Genomic DNA, 17537 nt, shown 5'->3' on the forward strand with positions numbered 1-17537 from the left:
GGCTTTGCCAGCTTAGCCGCACGTTGCTGGTCTGGCGAGCAGCCACCCGGCGGTGATCCGGGTGGCGCCGGGCGCAGTTACAGGAGCGTGCCGCCGGAGGCTTCGATGCGCTGGCCGGTGACCCAGCGATTCGCGTCGTCGAGCAGGCTGGCGATCATCGGACCGATGTCGTCCGGAACGCCGGCACGGCCCATGGCCGTCATCGAAGCGATGAAGCGGTTGAGCTCGGGGTTGTCGCGCACCGCACCGCCGCCGAAATCGGTTTCGATGGCACCGGGGGCCACGGCGTTGACGGCGATGCCGCGCGGCCCGAGTTCCTTCGCCAGGTAACGCGTAAGCACTTCGATGGCGCCCTTCATCGCCGCATAGGCCGCATAGCCGGGCAACGAGAAACGCGCCAGGCCGCTGGAGATGTTCACGATGCGGCCGCCGTCGCGGATCAGCGGCAGCAGGGTCTGGGTGAGGAAGTACACACCCTTGAAGTGCACGTTGCACATGTCGTCGAAGCCGGCTTCGGTGGTTTCCTCAAAGCTGGCGTAGTAACCGCTGCCGGCGTTGTTGACGAGATGATCGAAGCGCTCGCGGTTCCACTGCACGTGCAGCACGCGGCGGATTTCATCGGCGAAGCCGCCGAAGCTGGCCACGTTGCCGGCGTCCAGTTGCAAGGCAACGGCCTTGCGGCCAAGCGCCTGGATTTCCGCCACGGCGGCGTCGGCTTCGCTGCGGTTGGAATGATAGGTGAGGATCACGTCCACGCCACGCCGGGCCAGCGCGATGGCGGCATTGCGGCCGAGGCCGCGACTGGCGCCGGTGATCAGGGCGATCTTCGACGCGTTGTTTGCGCTTTCCGTTGTCATGGGTGTCTCCGGGAGTGGGGTGCGGGAAGGGAGTCACTCTAGGCTCGGGGTGGCACGGACTGAATGCCGGAACTGACGAGTTTCTTGCCTGATCCTGCGGGGGCGGCGGATGGCGCCCGGTATCCGTTGCACAATGCGTTCTCGGCCGGTGTGGCCGGCAAGCGGAGTGTTCCAGCGATGTCCTCGGCCCTGAAACTTGCCTTGAATCGCCAGATGGATCGGCTGGGCGGCGGCGATGGTCCCTTCGCCACCGCCGTCGATGGTCTGTACCTGATGCGCGCCACCGACGCGACCTTGCCGGCACCGCGAATCTATCGCCCGGCGCTGTGCATCGTGGCGCAGGGCGCCAAGCAGGTGATGCTGGGCGAGTCGACGTTCAACTACCGCGAAGGGCAGGCGCTGGTGATCGGCCTGGAGCTGCCGGTGCTGGGGCGGGTGGTTCAGGCCAGCGCCGAACAGCCTTTCCTTGGCCTCAACCTGGACCTGGACGTGCAGGTCATGCGCGATGTGCTGGCCCAGCTCGATCCGCCACCGCGCCCGGGCCCGGACGCATCCGGCGTATTCGTCGGTCATCTTGGCGAAGCGTTGAGCGACTGCGTGCTGCGCTTGTTGCGCCTGCTGGATACACCCGAGGCCATCCCGGTGATCCAGCCGGGCATCATGCGCGAGATCTGCTACTGGCTGCTGACCGGGCCCAACGCGGGCGAGGTCTGCAAGATCGCGCTGCCCAACGGTCCGACCGAACGCATCGCCGGGGCGATCCATCAGCTGCGCGAAGACATCACGCGGGCGGTGCGCATCGACGCGCTGGCGGCCGCCGCGAACATGAGCCCTTCCACGTTCCACCAGCACTTCAAGACGCTGACGTCGATGACGCCGCTGCAGTACCAGAAGCAATTGCGCCTGCTCGAAGCGCGCCGGTTGATGCTGGCGGGCGAGGCCAACGCGTCAGGCGCGGCTTATCAGGTCGGTTACGAAAGCGCCTCGCAGTTCAGTCGCGAGTACGCACGCATGTTCGGCACGCCGCCGAAGCGCGACGTGGCCGTGGCGCGGCTGTCGCCCGCGATCTGAGGATCTGCTCGAACGTTTTCGGCAACGAACATGCGGATGGAGGAGCCCGCTGGCGGGCTCCTCCATCCGCTTCCGTCCTGCCTTGATGCTGGCCGGAGTTCTCAACTCAGGTTGTACGCGCGCTCCTCGTGCTCGGCCAGGTCCAGGCCCATCTGTTCCTGTTCGGTGCTCACGCGCAGGCCCAGGGTCCGATCGATCAGTTTCAGCAACACCCAGCTCAGCACGGCGCTCCAGACAATGGTGAATGCCACGCCCTTGGTCTGTATCCACAACTGCCCGCCCAGCGACGTGACCGTGCCGAAACCGCCCAGCTTTGATGAGGCCAGCAGGCCGGTGAGCAGGGCGCCGACGATGCCGGCGATGGCATGCACGCCGAACACGTCCAGTGCATCGTCATAGCCCAGGCGGTACTTGAGCTTGGTGGCAGTGAAGAAGCACACCACGCCGGCGATCAGGCCCAGCACCAGTGCGCCGCCCGGTCCGCAGGTACCGGCGGCGGGAGTGACCGCGACCAGTCCCGCCACCGCACCGGAGACGATGCCCAGCACGCTGGCGCGACGATGCGCGATCCATTCGGCGGCGGTCCAGCCGATTGCGGCGGCGGCAGTGGCGATCTGCGTCACCAGCATCGCCATGCCGGCACTGCCGTTGGCCGCCACCGCCGAGCCGGCGTTGAAGCCGAACCATCCCAGCCACAGCAGGCTGGCACCGATCACGGTGTAGCCCAGGTTGTGTGGCGGCATCGGCGTGTGCGGCCAGCCGCGACGCTTGCCAATCACGATGCAGGCGACCAGCCCGGCGATGCCGGCATTGATGTGCACCACGGTGCCGCCGGCGAAATCGATCACACCCAGGTCACCGAGCAACGAGCCGGGGCCGCCCCACACCATGTGCGCCACCGGCAGGTAGACGATGGTGAACCACAACGCGCTGAACCACAGCATGGCGCTGAATTTCATGCGCTCGGCGAAGGCGCCGATGATCAGCACCGGCGTGATGATCGCGAAGGTCAGCTGGAACATCACGAACACGCTTTCCGGTACCGTCTGGTAGCGCGATGCCGGGGTCAGCCCGGCCAGCAGCGCGCGATCGAGTCCACCCACGATCGAGTGCAGGTTGAATACGCCGGCGTGCATGCCCTCGGTACTGAAGGCCAGCGAATAGCCGTACAGCATCCACAACACGGTCACCAGCGCGGTGATCGCGAAGCACTGCATCATCACCGAGAGCAGGTTCTTGGTGCGCACCATGCCGCCGTAAAACAGCGCTGCGCCGGGGATCGTCATCATCAGCACCAGCATGCTGGCGACCAGCATCCAGGCGGTATCGCCGCTGTTGATGGCAGGGGCGGTGGATTGCGCAAAAACCGGCGTGGTCGCCAGCATGCCGGCGGCGATCAGCGCGGCGAATCCGGCGATCCGGCGGCCATGGCCGCCAGCGCATCGTGGCGTTTTCGTATCAAAGCGCATCAGCGTCGACCTCCTGCGTGCGGATGCGGATCACCTGTTCCAGCTCACTGACGAAGATCTTGCCGTCGCCCACCTTGCCGGTGCGCGCGGCCGCGGTGATCGCCTCGATCACCTGCTCAGCCTGCTCGTCGGCCACGGCGACCTCGATCTTCAGCTTGGGCAGGAAATCCACCACGTATTCGGCCCCGCGGTACAGCTCGGTATGCCCGTGCTGGCGCCCGAAGCCCTTGACCTCCGTGACCGTCATGCCCTGCACGCCGGCTTCGGCCAAAGCCTCGCGCACGTCGTCCAGGGTGAACGGCTTGATGACTGCAATGATCCACTTCATGTCCTGCCCCTCGCTGGCTACCCTGTTGCAGCACAGCAGGTTGCGTGCCATCGAGGGGAATGCGTTGCGGGGCAACGCCTGGCGGGCTTTGCAGGGTGGCGTTTGGCGGCCGTGCTGCCGATTCGAGTGCATGCATTGCGCCGATGCGGTGCAAACCCGATGGACGTCCATTTGACCGCGCCGAGCCGAATCAGTACCATTTTGGTCTGGATTAAGAGGCCGAGTCCCCGTACCCCCATGCTTCGTGTCAGCCGACTCACGGATTACGCCACGGTGGTGATGACCTGCATCGCCGCCCATCCCGGCGACGTGCTCAGCACCGCGCAGATTGCCGACGAGACGCACCTGGAATTGCCCACCGTCAGCAAGTTGCTGAAGTCGCTGGGTCACGCCGGGCTGGTGGACTCGTTCCGTGGCGTCAACGGCGGCTACCGGCTGTCGCGCCCGGCCGGCGAGATCAACCTGGCCGAGATCGTGGAGGCGCTGGAAGGCCCGATCGGCATGACCGAGTGCGGCATCACCCAGGGCCAGTGTGATCGCGAGGCGCAGTGCGGCGTGCGCGGCAGCTGGCAACGCATCAACAGCCTGCTCGACGGCGCGCTGCGCGCGGTAAGCCTGGCCGACATCCTGCGGCCGGCCACCCCGTGCAAGGAAGTGACCGTGGACATCAGCACATTGAAAGGCAGAACCATCGCATGACCAGCGAACGCAGCGACCACATGCTCGGTGACACCGGGGCCACCGTGCTTCGCGACAACGCCGAGGTTGCCGAGGCATTGGGGCGCAGCTACAGCGCCGGCTTCGTCACCGAAATCGAAAGCACCGGCCTGCCGCCTGGCCTGAGCGAGGAAACCGTGCGCCAGATCTCGGCGATCAAGCGCGAGCCGGAGTGGATGACCGAGTGGCGCCTCAAGGCGTTCCGCCACTGGCTGACCATGCCGCAGCCGGACTGGGCCAAGCTGAAGATGGCGCCGCAGGACTACCAGGCGATCAGCTACTACTCCGCCCCCAAGGTGGCGCCGAAGTCGCTGGACGAAGTGGATCCGGCGCTGCTGGAAACCTACGAGAAGCTGGGCGTGCCGCTGCACGAGCGCGCGGCGCTGGCCGGCGTGGCGGTGGATGCGGTGTTCGACTCGGTGTCGGTGGGCACCACCTTCCGCAAGCAGCTCGCCGACGCCGGCGTGCTGTTCTGCTCGATGAGCGAGGCGATCCGCGAATATCCCGAGCTGGTGCAGAAATACCTGGGCAGCGTGGTGCCGCCGGGCGACAACTTCTTCGCCGCGCTGAACTCGGCGGTGTTTTCCGACGGCAGCTTCGTGTTCATCCCCAAGGGCGTGCGCTGCCCGATGGAACTGTCCACCTACTTCCGCATCAACGCACAGAACACCGGCCAGTTCGAGCGCACCCTGATCGTGGCCGAGGAAGGTGCGCACGTCTCGTATCTGGAAGGCTGTACCGCGCCGCGCCGCGACGAGAACCAGTTGCATGCCGCGGTGGTCGAGCTGGTCGCGCTGGAAAAGGCGCAGATCAAGTATTCCACCGTGCAGAACTGGTACCCCGGCGACGAGAACGGCGTCGGCGGCGTCTACAACCTGGTGACCAAACGCGGCGACTGCCGTGGCGCGGACAGCAAGATCAGCTGGACCCAGGTGGAAACCGGCTCGGCGATCACCTGGAAATATCCTTCCGTGATCCTGCGCGGCGACCGCTCGGTCGGCGAATTCCACTCGGTGGCGCTGACCCATCATTTTCAGCAGGCCGATACCGGCACCAAGATGATCCACATCGGTCGCGACACCAAGTCGAAGATCGTTTCCAAGGGCATCAGCGCCGGGCGCAGCAACAACAGCTATCGCGGCCTGGTGAAGGTGGAGAAGGGCGCCGAAGGCGCGCGCAATTACACCCAGTGCGACAGCCTGCTGATCGGCAAGCGCTGTGGCGCGCACACCTTCCCCTACATGGAGGTGAAGAACCCCAGCGCGATCGTCGAGCACGAGGCCACCACCTCGAAGATCTCCGACGACCAGCTGTTCTATTGCCGCAGCCGCGGCATCGGCGAGGAAGACGCGGTGTCGATGATCGTCGACGGCTTCTGCAAGCAGGTGTTTCGCGAGCTGCCGATGGAGTTCGCGGTGGAAGCGAAGAAGCTGCTGGAAGTGTCGCTGGAAGGTGCTGTCGGTTGATGCTTTTCCCTTCTCCCTCCGGGAGAAGGTGCCCGAAGGGCGGATGAGGGTACGGGCGGAGCGGGGCATCCTGTTCCAGCCGAACCCTCACCCCAACCCCTCTCCCGATGGGAGAGGGGCTCAAGATCAGGAACAACCATGCTGAAAATCGAAAACCTGCACGCCCGCGTCGAGGGCAAGGAAATCCTCAAGGGCCTCTCGCTGACGGTGAACCCGGGCGAGGTGCACGCCATCATGGGGCCGAACGGCGCCGGCAAGTCCACGCTGGGCAACGTGTTGTCCGGCCGAGACGGCTACGAAGTGACCGCCGGCAGCGTCACCTACAACGGCGTCGACCTGCTGGCGCTGGAGCCGGAGGCGCGCGCCGCGGCCGGCGTGTTCCTGGCGTTCCAGTATCCGGTGGAAATCCCCGGCGTGAACAACACCTATTTCCTGCGCACCGCGTTCAATGCGCAGCGCAAGGCGCGCGGCGAAACGGAGCTGGATTCCATGCAGTTCCTCAAGCTGGTGCGTGAGAAGCTCAAGGTGATGCAGATCTCCGACGAGTTGATGCATCGCGCGGTGAACGAAGGTTTCAGCGGCGGCGAGAAGAAGCGCAACGAAATCTTCCAGATGGCGGTGCTGGAACCGAAGCTGGCGATCCTGGACGAGACCGATTCGGGCCTGGACATCGATGCGTTGAAGCAGGTGTCCGAGGGCGTCAACGCGCTGCGTTCGCCGGAGCGCAGCTTCCTGGTGGTCACGCATTACCAGCGCCTGCTCGACTACATCGTGCCCGACTTCGTGCATGTGCTGGCGGACGGACGCATCGTCGAGAGCGGCGACAAGACGCTGGCGCACAAGCTGGAAGAACACGGTTATGCGTGGCTTGCCCAGCACGGCGAGCCGGCCGGTGCGCAGGCATGAGCGAGTCGGCCGTTCCCTTTGTGGCCTCCACGCTGGCGGTGCCGCCGCCGAGCAGCGGCATCGGCTGGCTGGACGAAGCCCGACGCGAGAACCTGGCCGCCTTCGGCGAAGCCGGGTTGCCCGACACGCGCGTGGAAGCGTGGAAATACACCGCGCTACGTGCGCTGTCGCAGCGCAGCTTCATCCATGGTGACGCGCAGGCGGCCACGCGCGACATCGATCCTGAAGCGTTTGCGTTGCCGGGGCTCGACGGACCGCGGCTGGTTTTCGTCAATGGCGTGTTCCGCGGCGACCTTTCCGATCTTTCTGCTCTGCCCGCCGGGCTCGCGCTGAGGCCGCTGTCGCAGGCTCTGGCACAAGACGCCGAGCCGCTGCGCTTTGCGCTGGCGCGTCGCTACAAGGAACGCGGCGACGCCTTCGCGCAACTCAATGCGGCGCAGGCCGTCGATGGTGTGGTGCTGCGGGTGGCGGCCGACGCGAAGATCGATGTGCCGGTACGACTGGTCTTCGTTGGTGTGGCGGCGGATGCCGAGCTGGCATGGCATCTGCGCAATGTGATCGAGCTGGGCGAAGGCGCCGAACTCACCCTGGTCGAGCAGCACGTGGGCAGCGGCAACGCACGCCAATTGGGCACGCTGGTGGCCGACGTGGTACTGCGCGACGGCGCGCGCCTGCAGCACATCGTCGCGCAAGATGCATCGGCGGACGCCACGCTGGTGCATCGCCATGCGTTGCAACTGGGCGCGCGGGCGCAAGCCTTGCTGCACGTGCTGGAACTGGGCGGCGCACTGGTGCGCCACGATCTGCAGGCCGATCTGGTCGGCAACGGCGCCCGGCTGGATACGCGCGGCGTATTCGTGCCGCGCGGTCGTCAGCACATCGACACGCAGCTGGCGATTCGCCACCAGGCATTGAACACCACGTCCGACTCGACCTGGCGCGGCGTGGCGGATGGCCGCGCGCGCGGCGTGTTCCGCGGCGCGATCCTGGTGGCGCCCGGTGCCGATGGCAGCGACGCCCGGCTCAACAACAAGAACCTGCTGCTGTCGGGCAGCGCCGAGATCGATACCAAACCGGAACTGGAAATCTATGCGGATGAAGTGCAGGCCGCGCATGGCGCCACGGTTGGCCAGCTCGACGAACGCGCACTGTTCTACCTGCGCTCGCGTGGCATTCCGTTGGCCGAGGCGCGCACCCTGCTGACCGCGGCGTTCTGCCGTGCCGTGCTCGATGACCTGCCAAACGCGACGTTGCGCGAGCATCTTGCTTCGTTGTTGGCGATCAGGCTGCCAGTTTGACGACACAGAGTTTGAAGATGCGGTAGGAGCGCACCCTGTGCGCGAATGCTCTCGGCTTCCAGCAACGCCAGAGCCATCGCACACCGGCCGCACTCCTGCACGCGGCGTACTGCGGTAAAGAGTAATCACGGAACATTGGAGACGAACATGCAAGCCAGCGCGCCAGCCTTCGACCTCGCTCGCATCCGTGCGGACTTCCCGCTGCTTGCGCGCAGCGTGCACGGCAAGCCGCTGGTGTATTTCGACAACGCCAATACCAGCCAGAAGCCGCACCAGGTGATCGAGGCGGTGGACCGTCATTACCGCGAGCACAACGCCAACGTGGCACGTGCGGTGCATCAACTTGGCGAGGAAGCCACCAGTGCCTACGAAGGTGCGCGTGATGCCTTGGCGCGTTTCATCAACGCGCCGTCGCGCAACGAAGTGGTGCTGACCTCGGGCACCACGCAGTCGATCAACCTGGTGGCCTACAGCTATGCCTTGCCGCGGCTGAAGCCCGGCGACGCGATCCTCACCACGGTGATGGAACATCACGCCAACATCGTGCCGTGGCAGCTGGTGGCTGCACGCAGCGGCGCCACGGTGAAGGCGGCGCCGATCAACGAGCGCGGCGAGCTGATCGTCGAGAAATTCATCGAGCTGCTCACGCCCGAAGTGAAGCTGGCCTGCATGGCCCACGTCTCCAACGTGCTGGGTACGGTGAATCCGGTGCGCGAGATCGCGAAGGAGTGCCGCAAGCGCGGGATTCCGCTGCTGGTGGACGGCTCGCAGGCCGTGCCGCATCGTCCGGTGGACGTGCAGGCGTTGGGCTGCGACTTCTATGCGGTCACCGGCCACAAGATGCTGGCGCCCACCGGCACGGGTTTGCTGTGGGCGAAAAAGGAACACCTGGATGCGATGCCGCCATTCTTCGGTGGCGGCGAGATGATCCGCGAAGTGAAGTTTTCCGGCACCACGTTTGCCGAAGCGCCGCACAAGTTCGAGGCCGGTACGCCGAACATTGCCGGTTTCGCTGGCGTGGCGGCGGCGATCGACTATTACCAGTCGATCGGCTTCGACGCGATCCTCGCACACGAGCGCGAGCTGCTCGACTACGCCAGCGCGCGCCTGCGCGAGATTCCCGGCCTGCGCATCTTCGGCGAAGCCGTGGACAAGGAACCGGTCATCTCGTTCCTGCTCGATGGCGCCCAGGCGACCGACCTGGCCACGCTGCTGGACCTGGAAGGCGTGGCGGTGCGTTCCGGCCATCATTGCGCGCATCCGCTGATGCAGTTCTACGGCGTGCCGGCCACGCTGCGTGCCTCGCTGGCGTTCTACAACACGCACGAGGAAGTGGATGCCTTCGTGGCGGCCTTGCTGAAGGTACGCAAGCTGCTGATGTGAATGCCGGGCCGGCGCCGGTGCGCCGACAGCGGCTCCGGTATTGGACGATGGTCGCGATGCGTGCTGCCACGCGGGCGACCGGTTACCCTTTGATTTCCCGCTCGCCCCAAGGTCTTCGATGTTCGCCTCGTTGCCCCGCCTGATTCGCGTTCCGCTGGTCGTGCTGTTGCTGACGGTCAACGTCGTGGTGCATGTGTTGCTGCTGTTCGCGCTGACCCTGGTGAAGCTGGTGTTGCCATGGCGCGCCGCTCGCAGCGCATGCTCGCAGGGGCTGGTGGCCATCGCGGAAAGCTGGATCGGCTTCAACAATCTCCTGTTCGACCTGTTCACCCGCATCCGCTGGCAGGTGGAAGGCCTGGACGGATTGCGTCCGGACGGCAATTACCTGGTGCTGTGCAACCACCAGAGCTGGGTGGACATCCCGGTGCTGCAGAAGGTGTTCAACCGACGCATTCCGTTCTTGCGCTTCTTCCTCAAGCAGCAGTTGATCTGGGTGCCGTTGCTCGGACCGGCCTGGTGGGCGCTGGATTTTCCCTTCATGAAGCGCTATTCGCGGGAGACGCTGGAGCGGCATCCGGAGCTGCGCGGCAAGGACATGGAAGCCACTCGCCGCGCCTGCGAAAAATTCCGCCGCATGCAGGTGTCGGTGATGAACTTCGCCGAGGGCACGCGCTTCACCCCGGCCAAGCACGATGCGCAAGCTTCGCCGTACCGCCACCTACTGCGGCCGAAGGCCGGTGGACTGGCGTTCGTGCTCGATGCGATGGGCGATGCATTGCACGCGATTCTCGACGTCAGCATCGTCTACCCGGAAGGCCCCTGCAGCATGAAGGACCTGGTCGCCGGCCGGGTGCACGAAGTCCGCGTCCATGTGAGCGAGCGGCCGATCGAGGCATCGCTGCGCGGTGATTACGAAGCGGACCCGGTTTTCCGTGAGCATTTCCAGACATGGGTCAATGAACTGTGGCGGGCCAAGGATGCGTGCATCGAACGCATGTCCGGGCCGGTCAGCGAGACGGCAAGAGGAGACTGAGCAATGCGAATCCTGTTTGTAGGTGCGGGCGCCACCGGCGGTTATTTTGGCGGCCGTCTGCTGCAGCATGGACGCGATGTCACGTTTCTGGTGCGCGAGCGTCGCGCGGAACAATTGGCGCGTCATGGCCTGGTGATCCACAGCCGCACGGGTGACGTGACATTGCCGGCACCTCCCGCCGTATTGGCGCGCGAGCTGCACGAACCGTTCGACCTGATCGTGCTGAGTTGCAAGGCCTACGGGCTGGAGCAGGCGATGGAGGATTTTGCTCCCGCGGTCGGTTCGCATACCACGATCCTGCCGTTGCTCAACGGCATGCGCCACATGGATCGGCTCGATACGCGCTTCGGTGCGGACAAGGTGCTGGCCGGCCAGTGCTCGATTGCCGCCACGCTGGATGACGAAGGCGCGATCCGTCATCTCAACACCATGCAGAACCTGGTTTTCGGCGAGCGCGACGGGCGCAAATCGGAACGCATGCAGGCGATCACCAAGGTCATGCTCGATGCCGGCTTCGACGCGCATGCCAGCGACGATGCATTGCAGGCTATGTGGAACAAGTGGGTGTTCCTGGCCTCGCTGGCCGGCATCACCTGCCTGATGCGCGCCTCGGTAGCCGACATCATGGCCGCACCCGGCGGCGCCGAGGCCACGCTGGCCTTGCTGGAGGACTGCCGCGCCACCGCCGAGCGCGCCGGTCATGCGCCCAGCGACGCCGCGCTCGGACACGCCCGTGGCCTGCTTACCGATGCCCAGTCCTCGCTGACTGCCTCGATGCTGCGCGACTTGCAGCAGGGTCATCCGATCGAGGCCGACCACGTGATCGGCGACATGCTGGCACGCTCGGGGCACGCGCTTGGCGATGGTTCGATGCTGGCCGTGGCCTATGCCCATCTCAAGGCTTACGAGGCGGGCCGCGCCCGTCGCCAGACCAACTGACCTTTCCGGAATTTGCCGCATGTCGACACAGCCGCTTCCCTTTGCTTTCCGCATCGCTACTGCCGCGGATATCCCCGCGTTGCTGGCGCTGGTCCAGTCGGCCTATCGCGGCGATTCCGGCCGGCGCGGCTGGACCACCGAATCGGATCTGCTCGATGGCCAGCGCACGGACGCCGCCGACATCGCCGAGGTGATGGCGCGTCCCGACAGCCTGATCGTGATGACCGAACGCGATGGCCGACTGCTTGCCAGCTGCCATGTCGAGCGGCAGGCGGACGGCGGCTACTTCGGCATGTTCGCGGTCGATCCGCTGCAGCAGGGTGGTGGCGTGGGCAAGGCGGTGCTGGCCGAGGCCGAGCGCATGGCGCGCGAACGCTGGCAATGCCGCGCCATGCACATGACCGTGATCGAGCAGCGTGCGGAATTGATCGCCTGGTACGAACGTCGCGGCTACCGTCGCACCGGCCAGTACAAGCCGTTTCCGTACGGCGACGAGCGCTTCGGCATCCCGCTGCGCGACGATCTGCGTTTCGAGGTGTTGATCAAGGAGTTTCCCGCATGAGCCTGGAATCCGAAGGTTGGGTGCGCGTAGGCACGCGTAGTGAAATGCTGCCGGGCGAGTTCCGCACCGTGTACGACGGCGATACGCCGATCGCGGTGTACAACATCGACGGCGACCTCTACGCGATCGAGGATGTCTGTACGCACGACGGCGGCGATCTCGCCGGCGGAGAGGTGCACGGGTTCGAGGTGGAATGCCCCCGCCACGGCGCCCGCTTCGACGTGCGCACCGGTGCCGTCACTGCACCGCCGGCCTACGAACCGGTGGCCAGCTTCCCGGTGCGCGAGGAGGATGGCGCGATCTTTACCCGGGACGATCGCGACTGACTTTATCCGCCCCTCCATGACCTCTGGCCTATGACGAAACGCCGCATGCGGCGCACGCTGGAGGAATCACTCGTGGGGGAGACGTGCGATGGCAGGAATGACGGGCAGTCGCGGGCTGTGGCTCGCGGCCCTGGTGTGTGGCCTGGGCTGGCCGGTGCTGGGCTGGGCCCAGTCGGCGCCGGCGCCGGCAGCCAGTACGGCGGCACCGGCGGTGGCAAGCAGCGCACCGATTCCGTTCGCACCGGCACACCAGACCATCATCACCACGCCCAGCGCGCCGAATGCCTGGGGCGGCCAACGCACTGGCAGCGAGCCGACGCTGTCCGACCGGGTGGTCAGCTACACCATCGATGCCAGCCTGGATGCAGCGAAGCACCAGGTGACCGGCAAGGAACACATGACCTGGCGCAACCGCAGCGATCGCCCGGTCAGCCACGTCTACTTCCACCTGTATCTCAACGCCTTCGCCAATGACGGCAGCACCTGGTTCACCGAGCGCAGGGTGCTTACCGCGCATGGCCGTTCGCGCGGCAACGCCCGGCTGAAGAAGGGCCAGTGGGGCTGGGTCCACCTGCAACAGGTCGAACAGGACGGCACGGCGCTGAAATGGAGCTTCGTGCACCCCGATGGTGGCCCCGCCACCGACGAGACGGTGGTGCGCTTCGACCTCGCCCAACCCGTGCCCGCCGGCGGCACGCTCGCGCTGGACATCAACTTCCTCAGCCAGTTGCCACGCGTGGTCGAGCGCACCGGTTGGTGGGGCGATTTCAACCTGGTCGGACAGTGGTTTCCGAAGATCGGCGTGCTGGAATTGCCGGGCGAACGCGGCGCCACGCAAGTGCGCTGGAACGTGCACGAGTTCCACTTCAACAGCGAGTTCTACGCCGATTTCGGCCTGTACGACGTACACCTGACCGTACCCAGCGATTACACCGTGGGTGCGGTGGGACAGGAGCAGGGCGCGCCGGTATCGAAGGATGGCCAGACCACCTACCACTTCGTGCAGGGCGACGTGCACGACTTCGCCTGGGTAGCCGCCAAGGGCTACAAGACGCTGGACGGCAGTTGGACCGGCCCGGGCAGCCCCAAGGTGGACGTGCGGGTGATCTATCCGCCCGAATACGTGGGCAGCGCTGCGCCGACGCTGAAGTCCACCATCGCCGCGCTGGGTTACTTCTCGAAGACGCTGGGGCCTTACCCGTATCACACGGTGACCGCGGTGATCCCGCCGTACAACGCGCAGGAAGCCGGTGGCATGGAATACCCCACCTTCTTCACCTCGGAGGGCTACAAGAAGGTGGAGCCGGGCACGCTGAGCCAGTACGAGAGCGATTTCGTCAACATCCACGAATTCGGTCACGGCTACTTCTACGGCATCATCGCTTCGGACGAATTCGAGGAGCCGATGCTCGACGAAGGCCTCAACGAGTACTGGGATGACCGCATGCTGCGCGACACGCATGAGGACATCACCGCTGCCTCGCCGCTGATGAAATGGCTGGGCATCACACCGACACTCACCGCCTTCCAGATGGAACGTCTGGGCGCCACCTTGAGGCAGCCGGCCGATCCGCTGGCGCAGAACAGCTGGGATCGCCTGTCCAGCACCAGTTACGGCACGGTCTACACGCGCACCACCACGGCCATGCACGACCTGGAGCTGCGCATGGGCAAGGCGACCATGGCAAAGGCCATGCGCCTGTACTACCAGCGCTGGCGTTTCCGCCATCCTTCGGTGGCCGATTTCCGCCAGGCGATGATCGACGGCTCGGGCGACGCCAAGGACGTCAACGAAATCTTCGACCAGTTCGTCTACGGCACCAAACACATCGACGATCGCGTGGCCTCCATCGATACCCGCCAGGTGCTGCCGCAGGCTGGCGTGACGTGGAAGGACGGCAAGCCAGTGGAAGCCGACGGCACCGCGCTGGACAAGCAGATCGCCAAGCAGGAGTCGGACTGGAAGAAGGCGCACCCCAAGGCGAAGCCGGGCAGCGGCGGGGCCTATCCCTGGCACAGCACGGTGACGGTGCTGCGCGACGGTGCCCAGGTGCCCGAATTGCTGCGCGTGACCTTTGCCGACGGCAGCCACGAAGACGTGCATTGGAACGATGATCGCCGCTGGGCGCGCTTCGACTTCGTCAAGCCGGGCAAGGTGGTGTCGGCCGAGCTCGATCCGCAGCAGCAGGTCTACCTCGATGCGAACAAGCTCAACGACAGTTACGCAACCAAGCCGAACAGCGCCGCGTCGCGTCGCTGGAGCGCCGACGTGGCTGCCGTGCTGCAGGCTTTCTACTCGATGCTGGTGACCTTGTGATGATGGCCTACAACACTTCCCGTCGCGTGGGTCCCGGGGCCCTGTTCTCCGCCATGCTGGCGGCCATCCAGTGGCGCCTGCTGCTGTTGTGGCTGCTGTTCCTGCTGCTGCCGGTGGCAGTGGTGGCGTTGCCGTTGTGGCGCACGCTGGCCGGGCTGCTCGATCACTCCGTGCACTCGGCCCAATGGGCGCAGCACTTCAATGCATCGATGTTCGGCGACACGATGATGGCCTTGAGCGGACACGCCGCGTGGTTTGGCGCCACGGCCCTGCTCGGAGTGGTGCTGACCCTGCTGCTGTCGCCGTTCCTCGACGGCATGATGGTCGGCAGCGGCCGTGCCGGGCGCACCCTGGGCTTCGGCGCGTTGCTGCAGAACGGCTGGATCGAATACGGGCGGATGTTCCGCGTGATGCTGTGGGCGCTGGTGCCTTACGCGGTGGTGCTGGTGGTCGCTGGGGCGGGTTCGCACCTGGCCGACAAGCATGCCGCGGAAGCCGTGCTGCAATCGCAGGCGGATGCCTGGGCGCATGGTGCGAAGTGGGTATTGCTGGTGGTGTTCGTGCTGGCGCAGGCGATCGTGGAGTCGATGCGCGCCGCGTTCATCGCCGACCCCGAACTGCGTTCGGCCACCCGCGCGTTCGGCCGCGGCCTCCTGCAACTGTTGCGCCGACCGCTGGGCACCTTGCTGTTCTATCTGGTGGTGAGCGTGATCGGCCTGCTGATCTTCGGCGCACTCGGCCTGGCACGCATCCACTCCACGGCAGTGGATGGCGGCTTCCTGCTGGCGTTGTTGCTGGGTCAGCTGATGGTGCTGGTGGTGGGCTGGATGCGCTTGGCGCGCCTGTTTGCGTTGGCCGCGGTGTCGCGTGCATGGCGAGCGGGGCGGCGCTCGTCGGGATTTGCATCGGCACGCTGATCGGAGGCGTTGCATATGGCCGGGAGGGAGCATGCTCCTCTTCTGGTCACGTTGTGAGCGTTTGCTGCCCGGAATGCTTTGGGGCGTTCCGCCCGGACTCAAATGCCTGGGTAACGTGCCGCCACGAGGGTGACGGGGTTTCGCCCACCTGCCGGTGGCCAAGTCACTTTCTCTCGCTTGCCCGAGAGAATGTAACCCAAGAGAGGGGCACCCTGCGTTCGCGCCCACCGGCTCTGCGAGCCGGCGGGTCCGCGCCCGGCTACGGGGGTTCGCCGACAGCACATCGGGCAACTGCGTCCTGCGTTGCCTCAACTCCGGCATCCATGCCGTCGCCTGCCCTGACGTCGAACTGACCGGCATCCATGCCGGTCACCCTGCGGGCCTGATCCTCCGCCGTGCGCCGCTTCTCGAAGGGGATGAAAAAGCCGCACACCGCAGCGCCAAGCTCGACCACACGCGTCCGCTCTTCCTACCCCTCAGTTGACGGTGACGGCGCGGTGTGGCCGCTGGTGTAACAGGAAGTGTCACGCAGGTTCCAAACCCCTCGACCGCCAAGGCTTGTAGGGTCGGCGGGTCCCATAGGCCATTTCTCTGGGTTACGTCTCTTGACTCCGGGCATCCTGCCCTTCGCCCTTCGGGCCAGCTTCGCTGTTCGCCACTGCTCCTGCAGTGGCGTGGGCCAGCAAAGAGAGGTAACTCGGGCGCCGGCAGGCGTCCGAAAGCCCGCCGCAGGCGAGCAATCTAGCGACCACGTCAGAACGAGCAAAAGCCCGCCGCTGGCGAGCAATTCCACGATAACGCCTGCAGCCCACCCGGAACGGGCCGCAGCCCCGCCTACGCGAAGGCGCGACGCGCCTCAGCCCGAGGCGGATAGTAGGCGAACACGTGGGTGTCGCTGCCGTAGAAATCCATGTCCTCGATGTGCTCGCCGCCCAGCCGTTCGGCCACGCGATCGGAAGCATCGTTGCCGATGCGCACCAGGCTGATCACGCGCGGCACGTGCAGGCGGCTCCAGGCGAAATCGAGCACGGCGTTGCCGGCTTCGGTGGCGTAGCCGTGGTGGCGGTGTTCCGGCTTGAGCATCCAGCCCAGTTCCACGTCCGGCCAGCCTTCGGGGTGGAACAGACCGGCGCGACCGATGAATTCGCCGCTTTCCTTCAACTCCAGCGCCCACATGCCGTAACCGCGCAGTTGCCAGTGGCCGATCAGCATGGCCAGCGAGCGCCAGGCATTGGTGCGGTCCAGCGGCTGGCCGTCGCCGACCCAGCGCGTGCTCTCCGGATCACCCAGCATCGCGGCGTAGTCGTCGAAGTGGCGTTCGGTGAGGGCGGTGAGGCGCAGGCGCGCGGTTTCGATTACGGGGATATCAATCATGTCAAATCAGCAAGCAGGCACCGTGCCATCAAGCAGACTGGCCAGCGCGCGCGTAGTGGTTGCCAGGCTTTCAGCCCAGGGCAGACCCACGATTGTCTCACCGGAAGCCGCATCCGCAAAATCCTCGACCTGGCCGGGTGGCAGCAGGTGGCGGTAGTCCACGGTGATCTCGGTGCCTGCGGGCAGGTCGCGCAAGGCGAACACGAAGCCCAGGTGCCACAGGCCGACCGGCTGGAAGCTGTGGTTGATATAGCACTCGTCCGGCCAGTCTGGCGACAGCGTGTAGCGGTCCTCGAACCAGCGGGCGGCGGCGTGCATCTGCGCGGAAAGGGCCGGATCGGCGACGATCTCGGCCAATCGCCAGGTGCGGTCGATGGCATCGGGGGCGGTGAGGATGCGCCCGGCGGCCACATTTTCGTCCAGGAACAGGCCTTTGCCAGCGCCACGGATGGTGGAGACGGCAATGCGATAGCGCGGAAGAATCATGGGGCGTGGCGGCGGCGGGAATGCCGCGCAGTGTAGCGCAGCCGGCGCGGCATTCCTTGCTGCACCGGCTGCTCCATCCTGGAAATCG

At 65.8% G+C, this 17537-nt stretch carries 17 protein-coding genes; 12 read left to right on the forward strand and 5 right to left on the reverse strand.

Going from position 1 to position 17537, the window contains the following annotated elements:
- Positions 1-77: 77 nt before the first annotated feature.
- On the reverse strand, positions 78-857 hold the full coding sequence (locus tag BMY90_RS12825) for an SDR family NAD(P)-dependent oxidoreductase (RefSeq protein WP_092704470.1): 780 nt from the start codon (positions 855-857) through the stop codon (positions 78-80).
- A gap of 177 nt (positions 858-1034) precedes the next feature.
- Here BMY90_RS12825 and BMY90_RS12830 point away from each other — a divergent pair, with 177 nt between their 5' ends.
- A complete protein-coding gene (locus BMY90_RS12830; RefSeq protein ID WP_092704472.1) occupies positions 1035-1928 on the forward strand; it encodes an AraC family transcriptional regulator in 894 nt (297 codons plus the stop codon).
- Positions 1929-2029: 101 nt separating this feature from the next.
- Here the strand turns inward: BMY90_RS12830 and BMY90_RS12835 are convergent, their stop codons facing one another.
- On the reverse strand, positions 2030-3397 hold the full coding sequence (locus tag BMY90_RS12835) for an ammonium transporter (RefSeq protein ID WP_092704474.1): 1368 nt from the start codon (positions 3395-3397) through the stop codon (positions 2030-2032).
- Positions 3387-3725, reverse strand: coding sequence for a P-II family nitrogen regulator (locus BMY90_RS12840; RefSeq protein WP_008209384.1), 339 nt, complete (start codon positions 3723-3725; stop codon positions 3387-3389). Before BMY90_RS12840 ends, BMY90_RS12835 begins: the two co-directional genes overlap by 11 nt.
- Before the next feature lie 237 nt (positions 3726-3962).
- Here BMY90_RS12840 and BMY90_RS12845 point away from each other — a divergent pair, with 237 nt between their 5' ends.
- The 11 genes from BMY90_RS12845 (at position 3963) to BMY90_RS12895 (ending at position 15589) form a co-directional block, all read left to right on the forward strand.
- On the forward strand, positions 3963-4424 hold the full coding sequence (locus BMY90_RS12845) for an SUF system Fe-S cluster assembly regulator (protein ID WP_008209382.1): 462 nt from the start codon (positions 3963-3965) through the stop codon (positions 4422-4424).
- 20 nt (positions 4425-4444) lie between these two features.
- Positions 4445-5908, forward strand: coding sequence for a Fe-S cluster assembly protein SufB (gene sufB, locus BMY90_RS12850; RefSeq protein WP_092704559.1), 1464 nt, complete (start codon positions 4445-4447; stop codon positions 5906-5908).
- A 138-nt stretch (positions 5909-6046) separates the two neighbouring features.
- Complete coding sequence (gene sufC / locus BMY90_RS12855; protein WP_008209379.1) at positions 6047-6814, forward strand: Fe-S cluster assembly ATPase SufC; 768 nt, start codon at positions 6047-6049, stop codon at positions 6812-6814.
- The gene (sufD, locus tag BMY90_RS12860) at positions 6811-8112 is read left to right on the forward strand and encodes a Fe-S cluster assembly protein SufD (RefSeq protein WP_092704476.1); all 1302 of its coding nucleotides are present in this window, start codon (positions 6811-6813) and stop codon (positions 8110-8112) included. The genes sufC and sufD overlap by 4 nt, the downstream gene beginning before the upstream one ends.
- Positions 8113-8259: 147 nt before the next feature.
- Positions 8260-9495, forward strand: coding sequence for a cysteine desulfurase (locus BMY90_RS12865; RefSeq protein WP_092704478.1), 1236 nt, complete (start codon positions 8260-8262; stop codon positions 9493-9495).
- A 118-nt stretch (positions 9496-9613) separates the two neighbouring features.
- Positions 9614-10528, forward strand: coding sequence for an acyltransferase (locus tag BMY90_RS12870; RefSeq protein ID WP_092704480.1), 915 nt, complete (start codon positions 9614-9616; stop codon positions 10526-10528).
- Positions 10529-10531: 3 nt separating this feature from the next.
- Positions 10532-11467, forward strand: a complete 936-nt coding sequence (gene panE / locus BMY90_RS12875) for a 2-dehydropantoate 2-reductase (protein ID WP_092704482.1) — start codon at positions 10532-10534, stop codon at positions 11465-11467.
- Positions 11468-11486: 19 nt separating this feature from the next.
- A complete protein-coding gene (locus tag BMY90_RS12880; RefSeq protein ID WP_092704484.1) occupies positions 11487-12029 on the forward strand; it encodes a GNAT family N-acetyltransferase in 543 nt (180 codons plus the stop codon).
- Positions 12026-12355: a non-heme iron oxygenase ferredoxin subunit gene (locus BMY90_RS12885; protein WP_008208720.1), complete on the forward strand. Its 330-nt coding sequence runs from the start codon at positions 12026-12028 to the stop codon at positions 12353-12355. Before BMY90_RS12880 ends, BMY90_RS12885 begins: the two co-directional genes overlap by 4 nt.
- Positions 12356-12443: 88 nt before the next feature.
- Entirely contained in the window at positions 12444-14672 is a 2229-nt protein-coding gene (locus BMY90_RS12890) for a M1 family metallopeptidase (RefSeq protein WP_342741515.1), read from the forward strand.
- The gene (locus tag BMY90_RS12895; protein WP_092704488.1) at positions 14672-15589 is read left to right on the forward strand and encodes a hypothetical protein; all 918 of its coding nucleotides are present in this window, start codon (positions 14672-14674) and stop codon (positions 15587-15589) included. Before BMY90_RS12890 ends, BMY90_RS12895 begins: the two co-directional genes overlap by 1 nt.
- Before the next feature lie 834 nt (positions 15590-16423).
- Here the strand turns inward: BMY90_RS12895 and BMY90_RS12905 are convergent.
- The gene (locus BMY90_RS12905) at positions 16424-16963 is read right to left on the reverse strand and encodes a GNAT family N-acetyltransferase (protein WP_092704491.1); all 540 of its coding nucleotides are present in this window, start codon (positions 16961-16963) and stop codon (positions 16424-16426) included.
- 6 nt (positions 16964-16969) lie between these two features.
- Positions 16970-17449 (reverse strand): SET domain-containing protein-lysine N-methyltransferase, encoded by a 480-nt coding sequence (locus BMY90_RS12910; RefSeq protein WP_092704493.1) that lies wholly within the window; start codon positions 17447-17449, stop codon positions 16970-16972.
- Between the last annotated feature and the right edge of the window lie 88 nt (positions 17450-17537).

Origin of the sequence: Rhodanobacter glycinis, from assembly GCF_900114325.1 — a bacterium.
Lineage (GTDB): Bacteria > Pseudomonadota > Gammaproteobacteria > Xanthomonadales > Rhodanobacteraceae > Rhodanobacter_A > Rhodanobacter_A glycinis.